Origin of the sequence: Catenulispora pinisilvae, assembly GCF_015356865.1 — a bacterium.
GTDB classification, from domain to species: Bacteria; Actinomycetota; Actinomycetes; order Streptomycetales; family Catenulisporaceae; genus Catenulispora; species Catenulispora pinisilvae.
The window spans coordinates 1-16,311 of the sequence record NZ_JAAFZA010000232.1 but is presented as its reverse complement, the minus strand read 5'-3'; the positions used below and the strand labels follow the sequence as shown (position 1 = coordinate 16,311).

The window sequence follows — 16,311 nt, the reverse complement described above, 5'->3', positions numbered from 1 at the left end:
GCTCCTTCTCAACGTTCTGGCTTAGACACCTCGAACGTATCGACAAGGAGCCCTCTCAACACCCCGACCGGCCATCAAGCCCACGTCAAAAACACACCACAGGTCACTCCACAAGAGCCGCACCCAATGTCTTTTCATACAACAGGAAAGTCCAACGCTCCGCCTTCACTGGCGAAGTCACGCACCCGTTCTGCCGCCAAAGACGGTTCACCCCAGGTCACAGTGTCGGCGATGGGCCGACTCCACTAGTGCAGGGCATCAAATGCCGCTTCGCGCAATAGGGTGTATGTCTCGGTGCCCATCATGTTCATCCGGGCACAGACTGTCCGCCCGACCTCCTGCCACTTCTCCTGCCACTTCTGCCGAGGCCATCGGGCAGCGGTACCTGCACGCGGCCAGGGCCCTCGGCCGTCGGCCGACTCAGCTCCATGATCCGCTCGCGCGCATCCTGCTGATCTGCCCGGGCGTCGACCCCAAGACCGCACGTCGGGCACGGATGGTGCTGGCCGAGCAGCGCGAGGCGGCGGACGCGACTGACGTCGGGCAGCTGAAGGAATCAGTGCTTCGCAAGTGGAAGCGCCGCAAGGACGGATAGGCGACTGTGATCGGTTCGATGCGGTGCTGTCGCCGTGATCGATGCAGTGATGCGGCCCGCGCGCCCCTTCACCGTCACCGTCTCGCGGAGCGCAGCTGCTGGTGAACCACGTCGGCGACGGCGGAGGTCCGGCTCAGGAACGGTGAGTGGCTGCACTGCCAGGTCTGCGAAGTGTCGCAGCGGGCGGCGAAGCGGGCGGCAAGCGAGGCGGGGATCGCATGGTCATCGCGCCCGGCGATGTAGAGCGACGGAACGTCACGCCAGCTCACGCGGGCCGGGGTCGCCGCGAAGATCGACGGCGGCTCGGGACGCAGAAGTTCGACGGCGCGCGCCGCCGTGTCATCGTCCACGTCGCCGTAGAGGTTGACGCGGGCGTCGGCGGGGTCCACGCCGAGGCGGCCGGCGTCGTCGGGAACCAGGGCCAGCCCGCTCGGCGGGGCGCCGTCCTGCTTCTCGACCTCGGCGAGGAGCTGGGCCGGTGACTCGCCGGCGTCCAAGAGCCAGGCGGTGAGGAAGACGATCCCGGCGGTGCCCCGCACCGTGGCCGCCGTGACCCCTCCGAAGGAGTGCCCGAGCACCAGCGGGGCCCGGTCCGCGTGGGCCACGATGTCCTCGACGAGCGTGGTGCTGTCAGCCAGGGACAGTCCGTAGAGATCAGGCACTTCCACGCGCAGACCCTGCGAGCGCAACTCGTCGCAGAGGCCGTCGTAGTGCGCAGGCTGGTGCCACGCGCCGTGCAGAATGATCACGTCCGTCACGGCGGCAGCCTATGCGCGGAGGAGACTGACCGCGACGCGCGTGTTGAGGAAGGGGCGCTCAGATAAGGGGCGCTCAGGATCTGGCTGAGAATCAGTCTGAAGAATCAGTAATGTCGGATTGGCCAGCTGCCTCATCTGGTGCGAAGCCGCAGGTCTGAGGTGAACAGCTGTCCCGGTGGTCGCGGCCCCAGAGGTAGCTATCGCGCTCCGTTCCACGGGCGATCTGTACGAGTTGGCGTTGTCGGCGCCGTCCGACGTTCGGGGGCAGGGCGGTGAAGGTCTGGGGCATTACCGCGAGGGAGTCGCAGATCTGTTCTCCGTCGATCATCCGCTGTAGGACGCGGCACTGCCACCAGGGCCGTCCGGCCTTCGGGGCCGGCCAGTAGTACGCCGCGGGGTCCGGGTAGATGAAGTGCTCCGCGCTCTGGTCGAGGTGCGCCTGAAGCCAAGGGCTCCCGTGACCGAGTCCGAGCCGTAGCCGCCCGGCTCCCTTGCCCAGCGCGTGAACCGTGTCGGCGTCCACAGCCTTGAGCACCCTTGCCTGTCGCGGCAGAGGACTGTGGCCCGACGGCGTCCTGACCGGCCATCCGGCCAGCGCCCCAACACGCTGTCGAACAGTGAGCGGGGGCGCGCCCTTGCGGTACTCCGGAAACGGCGGCGGGGGCGTCCATCGATATCCTGCCTCCTGAACCTTCTGAAGGATCCAGGCCTGGCCCTCGGGGCCGGACGTATGCCATGTCCAGATCATTGGCCGCTCGGCCATCGCTCGATTCCTGCTGCCCACCACACCCTCGCGTACGGGCCGCATCTTCGACGGATTGACGATGCCCGGCAAGTTGTGGCAGAGGTCGGCCAGGAACCTGATGCGTTCGAGGCGGACCGTGGGTGAGACGTCTCGTGTCGCAGCGTTGGAACCGGCCAGCACCCGGATCTCGATGAACGCTTGAGCTGAGAGCAGCGCGGCCAACCGGCGGTCGTCTATTTCGCTGGGCGCCATGTCGCTCATCATTCCTGCCCAGTTCTGGAACCGCAGCAGAAAGATGCTGTAGCTCGCCAGGCCGGCCCCTCGGCGGAAACGATTCGGGACTCGCCGAGGTGGGGCGCGGTGCCGGTGATCGGGTCTTTAAGCTCGAACGCTGGAGCCTGTGCGAGCAGCATCGAACCGACCACATGCGCGTGCCCGCTGATGTTCGTGGGGTCCAGGCTTGACTCCGCGGCAATCTCGACAGCAGCGAAAAGGTAGGTGCCGAGCCAGTCGCAGGGCTCGTCGCTGTCCGGGTCCAAGTCCTCGGGTCTGCCCATGATGCCGGCAGCGTCCAGGTGTCGGCGCTCCGCCCCGAACGGCTCGCCGAGGGCCAGCTCGGGGTACTCGCTGATGTAGCGGCGGACGACCACGCCGTCCCGGGCGATGAGCCAAGCCTCGCCGTCGTTCTGCTCGCTGGTGAAGTAGGCATGTGCCTTGCCGAAGCACTCGCTCATCTCCCGGCACAGGTCCGTGACATGGACGACGTTCTCCAGGTAGAGCAGGCTGGCCCAGGGCCCGAAAACCAGCGTCCAACCGGCGACGGCCGGGACCACCACCACGGTGAAGAACCGGTCATGGTCGTGGGCAATCTCGTCGACAAGCCCGGCGCCGCCGGTCCACGAGATCTCGCGGACGTCGGTCAGCCCGAGGTGCTCCACGACCCCCGCCGGGTCGGCCGCCTCAACGGCGATCCAGGAAAGCCAGCACGCCCGAATCCTCGACGAGGTGTTCGGCGCTGCCACGGCAGTCACCCTACGCGTCGGAAGCCTGGCTTAGCGGAGGACTGGTAGGTGGTCCCGTCCCCGAACCGGCTTGGCCGCCGAGGCCCGCGTTTAGACTTCGAGCCCGGCCTGGGCGGCGGTCTCGGAGTCGTAGGTGACGAGCACGTCATCGGTGCCCAGGTAGATCCGCCCGTCGGGCGGATAGACGGCCGAGCGCCCGGCCGCGATCCAGACCTGACCCGTGGCCGTCTTCAGGTGGAGGGCTTTCGGCGTCGGTGTCGGGGCGCCGTCTTCCTCTCCCAGCCACTGAATCCGAGAGGAATCGATCGGCGTGGCGAGCACCTGAGCCCACAGCGGGTGACCCGTGGCTTCGATGCGCGCGGCTCCGCCCGGCTGGCCCAGATTGGACAGGAAGTCGCTCATCGGAGCCGCGTAGAGCTCAAGCCCGTAGTAGTCGAAGGTGTGGCCCCAGGTCGCCGTATAGGTGCTGCCGTCATCCATGGCCAGCTCGACGCCCATGGTGGGCTCATGCCAGGTGCTGTAGTCCCACTCTTCCGGATCAGTTCCTTCCTCGCCGACCATGAGCACGAAGTAGCCGACCGCGATGATGACTCGGCCGCGAAGACCAGCGACGAGTCGTTCATAGCTGTCGGCGGTCAGCGCCGGCACGGTGGTCATGGCGCCATCGTGACAGCAGGGGCCGGGCGGCGCGAGCTGGTTTCGGGGGCGAGCCGCGAGCCGCGAGCTACGAGACCAGTCCGGGCCGACAGTCCGTCGGAGCTCGCGCAGGAAGCTGCGTCGGGTAGAGTCTCCGCGCCGACCAGGAAGGGCGACGAATGGGCTTCACGGGGGACTTCGTCATCGCGCGCAGTAAACGCCCGCTGCTGGACTTGCAGGCGTTCGCCGGTGGCGGAACGCTTTGCGGGGACGGCGATGGCATCGACTGCTTCCGGTTCTGCGGCCCGCGCGAAGGCTTCTGGCAGACGCTTCAGATCCACCACGGCCTGGAGAAGGATCGTGAGTGGCTCCAGGCGCTTGTCGACGAGACCGGGCAGCCCGGTCATGATCGCTTCGGTTCATGACAGCGATCTGTGCGAGGTCCGAGGTCTCGCCCCTCGACGTGACCCCTGGTCGGTGACGTTGGACCCGCAGGCGGTGGTGAACTATGAAATCCCGGCCGGCGCGAATCCGACCTCGGCAGAGTTCGAGGGCATGCTCGACTGGTACCGAGCAAAGGTGCCAACCGTGGCTTATGCGATCATCCAGTGGTCGGTCGCCGCCGACCTCGAAGCTGACGCGGATCGTCTTGCTGAGGTGCTGACCAGGCGGGCCGACCCGTTCGTCGAGGACCTATTCTTCGAGCTCCTTGAGGCGGCCGGTCTCCCCGCGGTTCGTCCCGAAGATGCAGATGAGAGCGGCGCCGATGATGGCCTGGCCCATCCGCGCCATAAGGTGGCGGACCGCTGGCTCGGCAGCGGGCAGCTGGAGCGTGCGGTGCTGAACATGAGCCGAGACAGCCATGTCGTCGTGGAGTGCCAGGTCGACGTCGACTGCTATGCGCAGGTCTGGTTGCGGCCCGATGGCACTTACCAGCTCGAATATCGCGATCGGTCGGCATCGGAGCACTATCAGACCCGCACCGTGTCCAGCGAGAAGGTCATCGCCGCTCTGACCGGCTGGGCCGCCGGCGAGACCACGTGGCGGGAGCAGTTCCAGTGGACGAACATCGGCAGCTGGTTCACCAGCTGATCACGAGCTGCCCGCGCCGGGATGCTCACCGAAGGTCGCGGTCTTCGCAGGATTCTTCGTCGACGCCGCGCCTCCGAGTGTGGATCAAAGGTGTGCATCAAAGGTGTGGATCAAAGCAATCGGTCAAAGCATGTTGATGCACGCTTTGGCACCTGAACGAGTCGGGCCGAACCGGACACCTCGCCTGGCCACACCGGGGTGCATCCACCGATCGCTGGAATCCATCGCCCCAGCGCTTGACCATTCCCGCAGCGAATCGCACGTGTCGTCATGCGATCGGTTTGTTCATAGCTCGACGACGTGCGGCAACCTCGCCGACATACTGTTCCCACACGTCGAAGAAGTGTTCAGCGCTTGCGAGTCCGTCGTGATTCGCGACTTCCCCGACCCACGCGCGTGTCATCCGGCACGTCGTGCGCCCGTCGACGGTTCGCAGCCACACACTGGCCGATTCGCTGCTCGTTCCGTCGAGCACCAGGTTGAACTGGTACAGCCGCTGGGAGCAGAGTTTCGAGTCCTCGATGAGAGCGGAGTGCTCCTTCGGGCTGCGCCGAAGTTCCCAGGAAAGGCCGGAAGGCGACTGCCGGTTCTCCGCCGCGGTCTGGAGCTCCAGCCGAGCCAGCGGGTGATCGTTCGGGAGGCGCAGCGGGGCGGTCGGGTCCGGGCGGTCGAGCCAGATGCCTTGAGCGATGGCTTCGATGAACTCGTCATGGAACTTGAAGAGGTAGTGGCGGTAGGAGCCGGTCAGAGGCGTTTGGTAGTGGTCGAACTCGTAGGCATGACGGTCAGTCATCCATGGCGAGTCGGAGACCTGATAGACCCAGTTGCCTCTGGTGAATGGAACCGCGTGTTCGTACGGCAGGTGTTCTCCGCGACAGGCGCGCACCGAGTCGAGGCCTTCGAATGTCACCCGCCCTTCTCCGCCGTCTCCGTCGTCTCCGTGGGGTTGGGGGAACCAGAGCGCGTCGGTGTCCCGATCACCGTTACCGGTGAATGGCGCGCAGTGGCCGTAGACAAACCGGGGTGAGAGCACGGAGTCCGCCTGCATCGGAACTGCCAGTGGGTGCGCGAGTGTCCTCATGCGTGCAGGCTATGCGGAACGGGAAGTGATATTTCTCGCCTGGGAACCCTTCTCCCGGGCCCAAGACGCCTGTCCACGGATCCGCCCACTTCCGTCGGTGACGTTGAGGGTCGCGACAGCTGGCCCCGCTGCCCCCAGCGGCAAGCGTAAGTAACCGAATGGCCGTTCGATCCCTGTTCGGGCAGGATCTTCCCGTGCAACCTCCTGTGCTCGGACTGGCCGAGAACCCGGCGCTGCCGCCCGAGATCATCGACCGGCTGATTGCCACTGCGGACACGGAGCTCGCCGAGGCCTTGGCCTGCCGGCCGGATCTCAGCCGCGCACAGGCGGCCGCGTTGTCGCGGTTCGAGGAGGCAGCCGTACGGCTCGCCCACGCCGGTGGACTCACCGCCGACGACATTGATCCGTCGGTCCAGCCGCGCGTCGCCATTGCCCTGCTCGAAGAACGTGCCGGCAGGCCGGAGTGGATGCCCGACCTGGCCACCAATCCTGTGGTGGAGATCCGCGACCGGCTGGCTGCCTGTCCCGGCCTGCCGCACGACGTAGTGCGCACGCTTGCCTCGGACCCCGACGTCCGGGTCGTCGCGGAGCTCGCGCTCTGGGCCCCTGCCGACATCGCCGGCCGACTCGCGGCACACCCGCATGCCGAGGTCCGCTGCTCGGCGGCGGCTAACGAGGCGACGCCGCCGAAGGTGCTGGCGTCGTTGCTGACCGGCGACGGGCTGCCGCCTGCACGCTCCTGCGTAGTCTGTGACCGGGAGCCGATCCCCTTCGTTCACGACCCGAACTGTGACCGCTCCGATTGTTCGCTTCCACCGGGCGCCTCCTGCGACGGCTCCCACGAGTCCACCATCCACGAGATCCACCAGCTGGCTCTGCGGAACCCGGCCGCTCCGGTCGACGCGGTCGTGGGCTTTGTCAACCATCCCTCGGCCCTGCTGCGCTGTGAACTGGCGGCCCGCACCGATCTGCCACCGCAGGTGTATGCGCGACTCGCTGACGATCCTGTGCCGTGGGTGCGCGCAAGGGGTGTGACCTGAATACGTGAGAAAGGGGCCATGGCCCGATCTTGAACATGTGAACGCTCTGCTCGGGACCTATGCGGACGCGACGCGTTCGGCGTCGTAGGCTTTGAACGCGTTGTAGAGGGCGCGGCGGGAGACCGTCCGCTCTTCACCGTCGGCGGTCCTGTACGTCAGTCCGTTGGCGATGCTGGTGACGGACTCGCCATCGGCGCGTCGGCCGAGAGCGATGCGCATCATGTCCTTGGAGATTACCGGCCGCCGTCCGCCGTGCCGTCCCTCGGCGGCCGCCTGCGCGAGCCCGTCGTTGGTCCGCTCGATCATCATCTCGCGTTCCATCTCGGCGAACCCGGCGAGCGTGGCGAAGAAGATTTTGCCCATCCCTCTGGGGTCGTAGATCCCAGCCAGCGGTCCGGAAAGGATTTCCAGCTTTGCGCCGAGGTCTTGCAGCGACCACGCGGTCTCCATGATCTCGCGCATGTCGCGGCCCATGCGGTCGAGTTTGCTGACCACGAGGGTGTCTCCGGGGCGCAGCCGGGATCGCACGTCCTCCCACTGTGGCCGGGCGCTGCCGGCCTTGCCGGACTTCTTCTCGGCGAAGACGTTGGCCGACGCCACCCCGGCCGCCTCCAACGCGGACAGCTGGACATCCAGCGTCTGGCCGCGGGTGGAGACCCGGGCGTACCCGAACCGGCCGTGATCGATCTGGCCTCGTGCGGTCTTCGCAGGATTCTTCGTCGGCGCCATGCCTCCGAGTGTGTATCAAAGGTGTGCATCAAAGCAATTGGTCGAAGCATTTTGATGCACGCTTTGATGCACGAACGAGTCGGGCCGAACCGGACACCGCTCCCGGCCGACACTTGAGTGCATCTAACGATCGTTTGATTCCACGCCGTTTGTCGCGTCGGAGCCCGCGGGATCCAAGGGCGAAGGTCACCAGACGCGAGCGCGGACTCCTTGCGGTTCGACCGCGACGTTGTCATAGACGATGCCCAGGAGTCGGCGAAGTTCGTCCTGCTCTCCTGCCGACAGGCCCGTTGTCACCTTGCGTTCGGATTCGCCGGCGAGTTTGGTCAGGCGCTGCAGCTCCTCGCGCCCGGCGTCCAGGAGCGCGACGAGTTTCACCCGCCGGTCGGCCGGGGACTCCCGGCGGAAGACGAAACCTCGGCGGACCAGTTCGTCGAGCAGGCCGACGATGCGGCTGGCCGGGATCCCCAGGCGGTGGGCCAGCTGCTGCTGGGACTGGGCCTCGCCGTCCTTCAAACCGCGCAGCACCGCGAAGTGGCGTGGGTGCAGTCCGGTTTCGGCGAGCGCGGCCTCGAAGGCCGCCGCCGCGGCCTGGCCGGTGGAGGCGATCACGAAGCCCAGGGGCTCATTGCGGCCGGTGCGCGGGGCTGCGGGGGTGGTGTCCACGCGAGGACTATACGGCGGCAGAACGATTTCATCCAGGACGATCCATCACCACCTTGCAGCGGCTCGCGGACACATCCGTTTGCATAATCGTTTCAGATGAATTAGTTTCAAGTGAAACGATACTGCTACCGAGGTAAGGATGGCCATGACAACACAGCCGACGCACGACACCGTGGAGGCGTTCCTCGACCGCATCCGGACCGCCTGGGACGCGGCCGACGCACGGACCTACGGCGAGCAGTTCGCCGAGGACGCCTCCTACATCATCTTCCTGGGCGACGCCATGTTCGGCCGGGCCGAGATCACCGAGACCCACCACGACGTGTTCACCAAGTGGCAGAAGGGCACCCGGATGGCCGTCAAGCCGATCAACGTCCGCCAAGTCGACGCGGACACCGTCGTCGTGGTGACCGTCGGCGGCATCGGCAAGGGCACCACGATCGGCTACGACAAGCTCCAGACGTACACCCTGCGCAACCGCGACGGCCGCTTCGAATGCGTCGCCTTCCAGAACACCGAGATGAACCGGCGGGCCAAGAAGGCCTACAGCTAGCCACGTGTGTCGGCCACCGGCGCCGACGCAGTCGTGTTCCGGCCCGGGAAGCCAGACCCCGTCGGCGAACCTCGCAATCCGCCATCGACACGTCTCGACGAGCGCAGCCCGTCCGGCACGCGCGGCCGACTCCCCGGCACGCCGACGACCAGACCGGAGCCCGCCGGCCTCCAACACGCCACCCGACGTAAGGATCCTGTCACCATGCCCGAGGACCCGGTGAGCCGCCGTACCCTACTGGCCGCCTTGTTCAGCACCGCAGCCGTCGGCGGCGCGGGAGTCATTGCTGGTTGCACCAGCCCGGCGGGCGGGGAGTCACCCGCTGTCCCAGGCAGCGGTCAGGGCGCGGCCGGGGAACTGAACAGCAGAATCAGGACCGTCACCAGCAACCTGCCGCTGCCGCAGGCCTTCCAGATACCGCTGCCGATCCCACCACAGCTCACCCCGCGACGTACCGCGGACACCGACTACTACGAGATCGTCCAGTCCGTGGCCGCCCGGGAGATCGTCCCCGGCCACCGGACGACGATCTGGGGCTACAACGGCATCTTCCCGGGGCCGACCCTCGTGTCGACCAGGGGGCGGCGCACCGTGGTGACCCACCGCAACGAACTGCCCGTACCCACCGTGACGCACCTGCACGGCGGCCAGACGCCCGCCGACCAGGACGGCTACCCCACCGATCTTCTCCTGCCGGCCGGCATGAGCTCCGCGCCGGCCGGGTCGATGCCAGGGATGCCGGACATGGCTGATCCACAAGCCCGGGTGAGCGCGCTGACCCGCGACTACGTCTACCCCATGGCCCAGCGGGCCGCGACGCTCTGGTACCACGACCACCGGATGGGCTTCACCGGCGCGAGCGTCTTCAAGGGCCTGGCTGGCTTCCACATCGTCCGCGACGAGCAGGAGGCGGCTCTGCCGCTTCCCGCCGGGAGCCGGGACGTCCCGCTGATGATCTGCGACCGGGCGTTCGCGGCGGACGGCTCTTTTCGCCTACCCGTCGCTGGACCCGACCGGCCTGCGCACCCCCGGTGTCACGCCCGAGGCGATGAACGGCGTCCTGGGCGACGTCATCCTGGTCAACGGGGCCCCGTGGCCGGTGCTGGACGTCGGTGCCGGCCGCTACCGGTTCCGCATCCTCAACGCCTCCAACGCCCGCGTCTACCAGCTCGCACTCACGGCCGGCAGCGGCCCGCCCCTGACGTTCACCCAAATCGGCACCGACGGCGGGCTGCTGGCCGCACCGGTCGACCACCCGACCCTGCAGATCGCACCGGCCCAGCGCTTCGACGTCGTCATCGACTTCGGGCAGGTGGCCGTCGGCGACACGGTCACGATGGTCAACCAGGCCGACTCCGGACCGGCCGGGTCCGTGATGCGGTTCCGGGTGACCCAGCCGATGCACGACACCACCTCCGTGCCGTCCAAGCTATCCACCCCCGACGTCGTTGATCCCGCAACACTGACCACCCACCGCAGTATGCGGTTCCACTGGGGCGGCGGCAGCTGGCAGATCAACGGACACGACTTCGACCCGAAAAGCTCCGAGGCGACCGTCCGGCCCGGAGACACCGAGCTGTGGACGATCAGCTCGGACTTCCACCACCCCGTCCACCTCCACGCCGCCGGCTTGCAGGTCCTGACCCGCAACGGCGGCGCCCCGGGGCGCTGGGACGCAGGCTGGAAGGACACCGTCCTGCTCGGCCCGGGGGACGAGATCCAGGTTGCGGCGCGCTTCAGCGGCTACCCCGGCCGGTACATGCTGCACTGCCACAATCTCGAACACGAAGACATGTCCATGATGGCGAACTTCCACATCGTCTGACCGCGCGCAACTGTCGTGGGCCGTGTCGTCGACGGCCTGTGGCCGTCACCGACGATCGCCTGGCCGCAGTAGCTGTATTGCTCGCACACCGCCGATCAGGGCGCGGCGCCGACGCTGGAGCCCGCTGGGTACGAATCCCTGGTCTGCCTGCCGGACTGACCGGCACGGCCGCTGGTGTCGAAGCCCACCCGTTCGGCCTGTTCACGAGGGGCTTGTCGGGGAATCGGGGAATCGGGACCCTGATCCGCGATGCCGCCCAGAACTCTTTGTTCAGCCTGAACTACACGCTGGGTGAGGATGCCGCCAGCGCCGTGACGTCCGAGGCGCGGTACGACGGCATCGGCGTGTCGGTGCCGGCCCACTGCCCGTTCGGCCGGTGGGCGCAAGGCAACGTCGCGGTCGACATGCAGCGCCCCGACGGTGAGCGACTGGTCATCACCCCGAACATGGGCAGCTTTCCCGGACCGCCGGTCCAGCACAGTACGGCCAGGCGGCTGGCCTGGGCCGAGCGCTTCGCGGACGGCCTGCGCCGATCGGGAATCGACGCCCGCATCTGGGTCCGCATCCGGTAGCCGGCGGGATCACATCCGGAACAGGACACGCGGTTCCAGGTCCAGACGGGTGGTCGGGGTGACGGACGGCGGGGTGAGGTCGACGATCCAGCTTCCGAAGCGCCGTATCACCCTGGTGATGTACGGGGAGATGGTGGCCAGGTCGTCGGTGTCCACCGGCCAGCCCTCGGCGGCCAGGGCGTTGGCGGCGTCCGTGATATCCAGCGCCGTGGAGTAGATGGCGCAGTTGGCGACCAGCTCGTTGAACTTCACCACCCGCTCCTGGTACTCCGGGTCGTTGTGGCCGATCAGACGGCCGCCGATCATCAGGAACTGGGCGAAGTTGTGGAAGGATTCGGTCCGGTTCGTCACGGCCGCGATCTGGTCTCTGAGCCCCGGTTCCGACAGGTACCGAAGCAACGTCACCGTACGCACGACGCGCCCCAGCTCGCGCAGTACCTTGTACAGCCGGTTGCGCCGGGAGTGGTTACCCAGCCGGCGCAGCAGCGTCACCGAGGACAGCCGGCCCTCCCGGATCGAGATCCCCGCGCGCATCAGATCCTTCCAGTGCCTCTCCAGCAGGCCCCAGTCGATCACGTTGTCCTCGAACAGCGCGTCGATGTGTTTGTACGTCGTGCCCGGGGTCGGCCGGTAGAAGTTCAGGTCGTGCCAATTCCTGATCCTGGGAAGAAGATCGAACCCCAGCAGCGCCGCGAGCCCGAAAATAGGCAACGACTGGCCCTGGGTATCGGCGTGGATCTGGTCGGGCTGGATGTCGGAGTCGTTGGCCAACAGCGAGTCCAGCAAGTACACCGCCTCCCACACCCCACAAGGGATGAACCTGGAGAACAACGCAACGTAGTTGTCGGATATCAGCCGGAAGGCGATGCCGCCGAACCCGCCGTAGCGGATGTGGGATTCGGCCAGCAGGTTGTTCTCCCAGGTGTCCAGCTGCGAGCCGTCGACCGCCGCGGCGGACCCGTCGCCCCCACATCATCGCGACGTCCAGCTTGGCGAAGGCGTTGATGACGTCCCCCGACGCGCTATGGATCTTGTCGCCGTCGGCGTGGGTGCCGGCGGTGTAGATCTCGTGCGCGGACACCCCCCGCATGTGCCGGGCGACCTCGGTGGGTCCCAGGTTCCCGCCGTAGGCGAAGGCCGTGACCACGTACCGGCCCATCCGGTCGCCCCGGATCTTCGGATCCGAGCCGGAGGCCGGCCCGAAATGCCGGTGCCACCCGGTCAGGTGGGCGGTGCGGGCCAGGATGTCCAGCAAGCTGCGATCAGGCAGCCGGTCCAGCACCGCGCCCTCCAGCGCGATCGCCTCCGGTCGTCGGTCGGCGCCCTTGCACCGGGCCAGCACCGGCTTGCCGCCCTCCAAGCGCAGGTCGGTGTTCTTCGGGTATCCCTTGTCGACGGTCGCGGCCGTCTTCGTGAGCTGCTTCTTGAAGAACGCGACCAGCGCTTTGGCGTCCGCGGGGATCCCGGCCTGTTCGCAGAACTCGGCGACGTGCGGCTCGCACTCCTCCCAGGTCATCATCTGGGTGTGCAGGTTGGCGTAGGAGTCCGAGCCGACCACCGCGATGTCGCCGGAGCGCAGCTCGGCGGCCAGGTAGGAGAACACGCACACCTCCAGGTGCCGCCGGGCCAGCATCCCCGGCCGGCGCTTGTCGGTCAGCGTCTTCTTCCACATCACGGAGGCGAAGGTGTCGATGTCGATGGACACCTGGACCTTCTTCCCGTCGCGCCGCAGGGACACGGCCTGCTCGATCCACTCCCCGCGCCGGTGGCGCACGGCCCGGACGAACTCCAGCGCGTCCAGCACCGACCGGTCCTCGCTGGTCGCCTCGAACTCGATCCAATCGGCCAGGGTGAACAGCGCCGAGCGGTGGGACTTGTAGTACTGCTCCAGCAGCGGCAGGTAGTTGTTCCCGTGATAGGCGGCCACCGTCTGGTGCGCGGCCGTCAGGTGCTCCAGCCCGCCGGCGTCGGCGAGCGCTTTGAGCACGCCCCGGCCGGTCCGCGCCGCGAGCTCGCCCGCACCGTCGGCATCGACGGACCCGCCCTCGGCCTGTGCGACCGGCTCGTCGTCCGCCGCAACGAGCATGTCGGCGGCGTCTGCCGCCGTGTCTGGATCCGCCGATTCCGCATCGTCTCCCCACAGCTGGACGACCGCCGCGTCCCGGGCGGCGGCCAGCACGTCGCCGAACACCTCCAGCAGATGTTCGGACTCGGCGCGGTGCTCCTCGCGCAACTCCTCCAGCCGCTCCCGGCCCTTGCGGTGGATGATCGCCATCCGCTTGCAGAACATCTCGGTCACCTCGTCCCGCGCCGCCGTTCGCAGCACGTGGATGAGGCTGGCCAGAAGCGTCAGCCGCTTGGCCTCGCCGATCCTGACGAAGTCCTCGACAGTGGTGACCCGGGCCTCCCCGGCGAAGTGCCCGATCTTCCCCGGAGGGATCCCCTCCAGCCACGTTTCGGTCGGGCCGAGCGCGTCCAGCTCCTGCATGTGCTGAAGGCGCAGTTTGAACTTCCCCAGCGTCGCGGCCCTCGCGGGGTCCTTCAACCGGTCGAACCCGCTGGGCGCCGCGTGGCGGGGTCCACCTCATCAGCCGGTCCAACCCCGGCCGGCGGGCCGGTTCGATCCGGGACGCCGCAGCGGCGAAGAAGCCCTTGTTCACCCGCGTCCGGATGGTCTTGGCCGCCAGGTCCAGCGTGCTGTATCCGGGAAGCTCGCAGCCCTTCTTCACCAGCACGTCCAAGGCCACGTTGATGAGGTCGGCCGGGTTGTCCTTGGTCTGCGCGGCCTCCTCGATCGCCGCCTCGGCGTATCCCCGAGCCTCCGCAGAGTTGTACTGCACGCCCAGCTGCCTGCGGACTAGCTCCCGGTGCCGCTTCGCCGTCCGGTTCGCGTCCACCTCGGGAGCGACAACGTCCGGGAGTTTCAAAGCGTCACGGACGAGCCCGACGACGACGTCGGGAACGTCCTCCAGCTTCGGGAAGTAACCCAGGCGCCGGTAGGTCGCCAGCCATACCGCCAAGGCCAACAGGTGCGGATCCGTTGACGTCTTGTCCCGCGCCCAGTCGATCTCCTCGTTCGACAGCGTGAACGCCTCGGCCAGATCGCTCGGAGCCATCCGCTTGAACGTCGGATAGGCGGTGCGGTCGATCGACGTCACACGCACCTCGAAAATACGGCCGACAGGACCTTGGCATCATAGCCAGCCCATGTGAGTGCCCTGCTACCGGCTCCCACCAGCGTCATCGCGCTACCAAGATCGGGTCATGGCCCCTTTCTCACGTATTCAGTTCCCACCCCCGCAACGCTCGCGGACAACCGCGCGATCGATGAGGGCCTGATGCGCACCTTGGCCACGGACCGCGGCCATGACGTCCAGCGTCGACTTGCCCACCATCCGGACCTGCCGCTCGATGTCCTCTCCGCTCTCGCCGGGGCCGCTCGGATCGGCTCGGTACTGCTGCCGCGCATTGCCTCGGCATCCCAGTCCGAAGTCGCGGAGCTGGCCGCGTCTGCGAACCCGAATGTGCGCATGCTGCTCGCCCAGCGACGCGACCTGCCGCCCGACATCCGCGACGCGCTGGCCGACGATCCCGACGCGAAGGTGGCCAAGTCCATCGCGCCGCACCCGGGCTTGTCCGATGCGCAGCTACGCGCGATGGTCACACGCCACGGTGGACGGGTGATGGCGAAGGTGGCCGCCAACCCTGGTGCCACGTCGACGCTGCTGGAGGACCTCGCTCAGCACCGGCCGTCGGTGCAGAAGGCGTTTCGCGAGATCGCCCGGCATGGCAACGCGACGGCCGCGGCACTGCTGGCGTGCCTTGACGTTCACCAGGCCAGAGCCTTGGCCGCCCGCCACGGCGCCCTGCCGCCCTCGGTGATCGTCGAACTGCTCGACGACGAAGGCTGGCAAGTGGCGGAAGCCGCCGCGGCCAATCCGTCGCTGCCGCTGTCCGCGATGTCCAAGCTGGTGCCCTGATCGAGGCGGGCCGTACCGACGTGCGGTTCAGCGGGGCCTGGGGCGGGTCATCGGGCTCTGGCGTACTCCTTGTCAAGCCAGCCGCAGACCACGTCGGCCACCTCGGCGGCGGTCAGGCCCGTGGTGTCGACGACCAAGTCAGGGTCCTTGGCCTGTTTGGGGAGGGTGTTCTGGTGTAGTGACAGGCCGGTCGGGTGGGCGTGGCGGCGTTGCCGGTCGGCGAGTTGCTCGTCGGCGACCGTGAGCTCGACGACGGCGACCCGCGCCGTGCCCTCGTCGCGTATCCGGCGCAGTCGGGCCTGCAGGTCATCGTTCACGGCCGGTTCGAAGGCCTGGCCGTCCACCACCACCCCGACGCCCGAGGCGAGCATCGCCACGATCGCCGCGTTCATCGCGTAAAGCATGGCCAGGGCATCCGGCCCGTTGTCGATCCGCCGCACCCCCGGCATATGCTCCACGTTCTGATAGGTGAACCCTCGGGCGGCGTGCCGGGCGTTCTTCACGCCTCCGGCCCACTGCCCCGGCACCATTCGATAAAGCTCGTCGACCCCGAACCGCAGCAGCGGCTCCTCCCAGTGCTCCTGGACGGCTTCTGCGAGGGTCGACTTGCCGGCCGCAGACGGGCCGTTGAGGACGACACACAACGGGGCCTCAGTCATCGGTCTTCCACTTCTATTCTGCGGTCAACAGCTGCGTGAGGAGTGTGCACGAGCGGCTGGCCGCCACCGGTGTTTATATGAGGACGCTATCGGGTCCGCTGCGTGGTACTCGACGAGCGGCGGGCTACCCGAACCTCAAGCGCAGCACGGCCAGCGTCTCGCCGTGCTCGGGGTCCTCCAGCACGGAGAAGGCTTACAGCCACCCAGTCCGTCCCCGCCTCTCGTCCTCCGCATAACTTACATTATGCGGACACTGTTGCCTTGCATAGCATTACAGAGTTGCGTTGCATTGCATGTATTGAAAGGTAATGAAACGTAACTCTGTGGGGCGTGCGGAGTGGCGGGGTGAGAGCGGGGG

General features: G+C 67.5%; 15 protein-coding genes and 4 pseudogenes. 8 read left to right on the top strand and 11 right to left on the bottom strand.

From position 1 onward, the window contains the following. Positions 1 to 669: 669 nt before the first annotated feature. The 4 genes from IZR01_RS39790 to IZR01_RS39775 all read right to left on the bottom strand — a co-directional run bounded on the left by IZR01_RS39790 (position 670) and on the right by IZR01_RS39775 (position 3,777). Positions 670 to 1,353 (bottom strand): alpha/beta fold hydrolase, encoded by a 684-nt coding sequence (locus IZR01_RS39790; RefSeq protein WP_194926860.1) that lies wholly within the window; start codon positions 1,351 to 1,353, stop codon positions 670 to 672. Positions 1,354 to 1,444: 91 nt separating this feature from the next. Continuing rightward, a complete protein-coding gene (locus IZR01_RS39785) occupies positions 1,445 to 2,320 on the bottom strand; it encodes a hypothetical protein (RefSeq protein WP_194926859.1) in 876 nt (291 codons plus the stop codon). A gap of 38 nt (positions 2,321 to 2,358) precedes the next feature. After that, positions 2,359 to 3,120, bottom strand: a complete 762-nt coding sequence (locus tag IZR01_RS39780; protein WP_194926858.1) for a hypothetical protein — start codon at positions 3,118 to 3,120, stop codon at positions 2,359 to 2,361. A 90-nt stretch (positions 3,121 to 3,210) separates the two neighbouring features. Next, on the bottom strand, positions 3,211 to 3,777 hold the full coding sequence (locus tag IZR01_RS39775; RefSeq protein ID WP_194894414.1) for a hypothetical protein: 567 nt from the start codon (positions 3,775 to 3,777) through the stop codon (positions 3,211 to 3,213). 158 nt (positions 3,778 to 3,935) lie between these two features. Between IZR01_RS39775 and IZR01_RS39770 the strand changes: the two genes are divergently transcribed. After that, complete coding sequence (locus IZR01_RS39770) at positions 3,936 to 4,181, top strand: hypothetical protein (RefSeq protein ID WP_194894413.1); 246 nt, start codon at positions 3,936 to 3,938, stop codon at positions 4,179 to 4,181. Positions 4,182 to 4,233: 52 nt separating this feature from the next. Beyond that, positions 4,234 to 4,848: a hypothetical protein gene (locus tag IZR01_RS51565; protein ID WP_228554611.1), complete on the top strand. Its 615-nt coding sequence runs from the start codon at positions 4,234 to 4,236 to the stop codon at positions 4,846 to 4,848. A gap of 268 nt (positions 4,849 to 5,116) precedes the next feature. Here IZR01_RS51565 and IZR01_RS39760 read toward each other — a convergent pair whose 3' ends face one another. Then, entirely contained in the window at positions 5,117 to 5,929 is an 813-nt protein-coding gene (locus IZR01_RS39760) for a hypothetical protein (RefSeq protein ID WP_194894412.1), read from the bottom strand. Positions 5,930 to 6,087: 158 nt separating this feature from the next. Between IZR01_RS39760 and IZR01_RS39755 the strand changes: the two are divergent. Beyond that, positions 6,088 to 6,954: pseudogene (locus tag IZR01_RS39755) on the top strand (hypothetical protein); the annotation flags it as partial. A gap of 72 nt (positions 6,955 to 7,026) precedes the next feature. On the opposite strand, the gene IZR01_RS39750 reads toward IZR01_RS39755, so the two are convergent. Both IZR01_RS39750 and IZR01_RS39745 read right to left on the bottom strand, forming a co-directional pair. After that, entirely contained in the window at positions 7,027 to 7,698 is a 672-nt protein-coding gene (locus tag IZR01_RS39750) for a recombinase family protein (RefSeq protein WP_194894410.1), read from the bottom strand. 186 nt (positions 7,699 to 7,884) lie between these two features. Continuing rightward, on the bottom strand, positions 7,885 to 8,364 hold the full coding sequence (locus IZR01_RS39745; RefSeq protein ID WP_194894409.1) for a MarR family winged helix-turn-helix transcriptional regulator: 480 nt from the start codon (positions 8,362 to 8,364) through the stop codon (positions 7,885 to 7,887). Positions 8,365 to 8,509: 145 nt separating this feature from the next. Between IZR01_RS39745 and IZR01_RS39740 the strand changes: the two genes are divergently transcribed. The 4 genes and pseudogenes from IZR01_RS39740 (at position 8,510) to IZR01_RS39730 (ending at position 11,314) form a co-directional block, all read left to right on the top strand. Next, the gene (locus tag IZR01_RS39740) at positions 8,510 to 8,917 is read left to right on the top strand and encodes an SgcJ/EcaC family oxidoreductase (RefSeq protein ID WP_194894408.1); all 408 of its coding nucleotides are present in this window, start codon (positions 8,510 to 8,512) and stop codon (positions 8,915 to 8,917) included. 204 nt (positions 8,918 to 9,121) lie between these two features. Continuing rightward, positions 9,122 to 9,751, top strand: a pseudogene (locus tag IZR01_RS54555) (multicopper oxidase domain-containing protein); the annotation flags it as partial. A gap of 214 nt (positions 9,752 to 9,965) precedes the next feature. Then, the gene (locus tag IZR01_RS51560; RefSeq protein WP_228554609.1) at positions 9,966 to 10,742 is read left to right on the top strand and encodes a multicopper oxidase family protein; all 777 of its coding nucleotides are present in this window, start codon (positions 9,966 to 9,968) and stop codon (positions 10,740 to 10,742) included. A gap of 212 nt (positions 10,743 to 10,954) precedes the next feature. After that, on the top strand, positions 10,955 to 11,314 hold the full coding sequence (locus IZR01_RS39730; protein WP_194894407.1) for a hypothetical protein: 360 nt from the start codon (positions 10,955 to 10,957) through the stop codon (positions 11,312 to 11,314). 9 nt (positions 11,315 to 11,323) lie between these two features. On the opposite strand, the gene IZR01_RS52690 is transcribed toward IZR01_RS39730, so the two are convergent. The 3 genes and pseudogenes from IZR01_RS52690 to IZR01_RS54545 form a co-directional block, all read right to left on the bottom strand. Next, positions 11,324 to 12,220, bottom strand: a complete 897-nt coding sequence (locus IZR01_RS52690) for a Tn3 family transposase (RefSeq protein ID WP_267254968.1) — start codon at positions 12,218 to 12,220, stop codon at positions 11,324 to 11,326. Positions 12,221 to 12,341: 121 nt separating this feature from the next. Further along, positions 12,342 to 12,596: pseudogene (locus tag IZR01_RS54550) on the bottom strand (Tn3 family transposase); the annotation flags it as partial. Further along, positions 12,577 to 14,430, bottom strand: coding sequence for a DUF4158 domain-containing protein (locus IZR01_RS54545; protein ID WP_369125377.1), 1,854 nt, complete (start codon positions 14,428 to 14,430; stop codon positions 12,577 to 12,579). The gene IZR01_RS54545 and the pseudogene IZR01_RS54550, both read right to left, overlap by 20 nt. A 183-nt stretch (positions 14,431 to 14,613) precedes the next feature. On the opposite strand from IZR01_RS54545, the pseudogene IZR01_RS39720 reads away from it, so the two are divergent. Continuing rightward, positions 14,614 to 15,294, top strand: a pseudogene (locus IZR01_RS39720) (hypothetical protein); the annotation flags it as partial. A 47-nt stretch (positions 15,295 to 15,341) separates the two neighbouring features. On the opposite strand, the gene IZR01_RS39715 reads toward IZR01_RS39720, so the two are convergent. Then, positions 15,342 to 15,953, bottom strand: coding sequence for a phosphotransferase-like protein (locus tag IZR01_RS39715; protein WP_194894405.1), 612 nt, complete (start codon positions 15,951 to 15,953; stop codon positions 15,342 to 15,344). Positions 15,954 to 16,311: the final 358 nt, after the last annotated feature.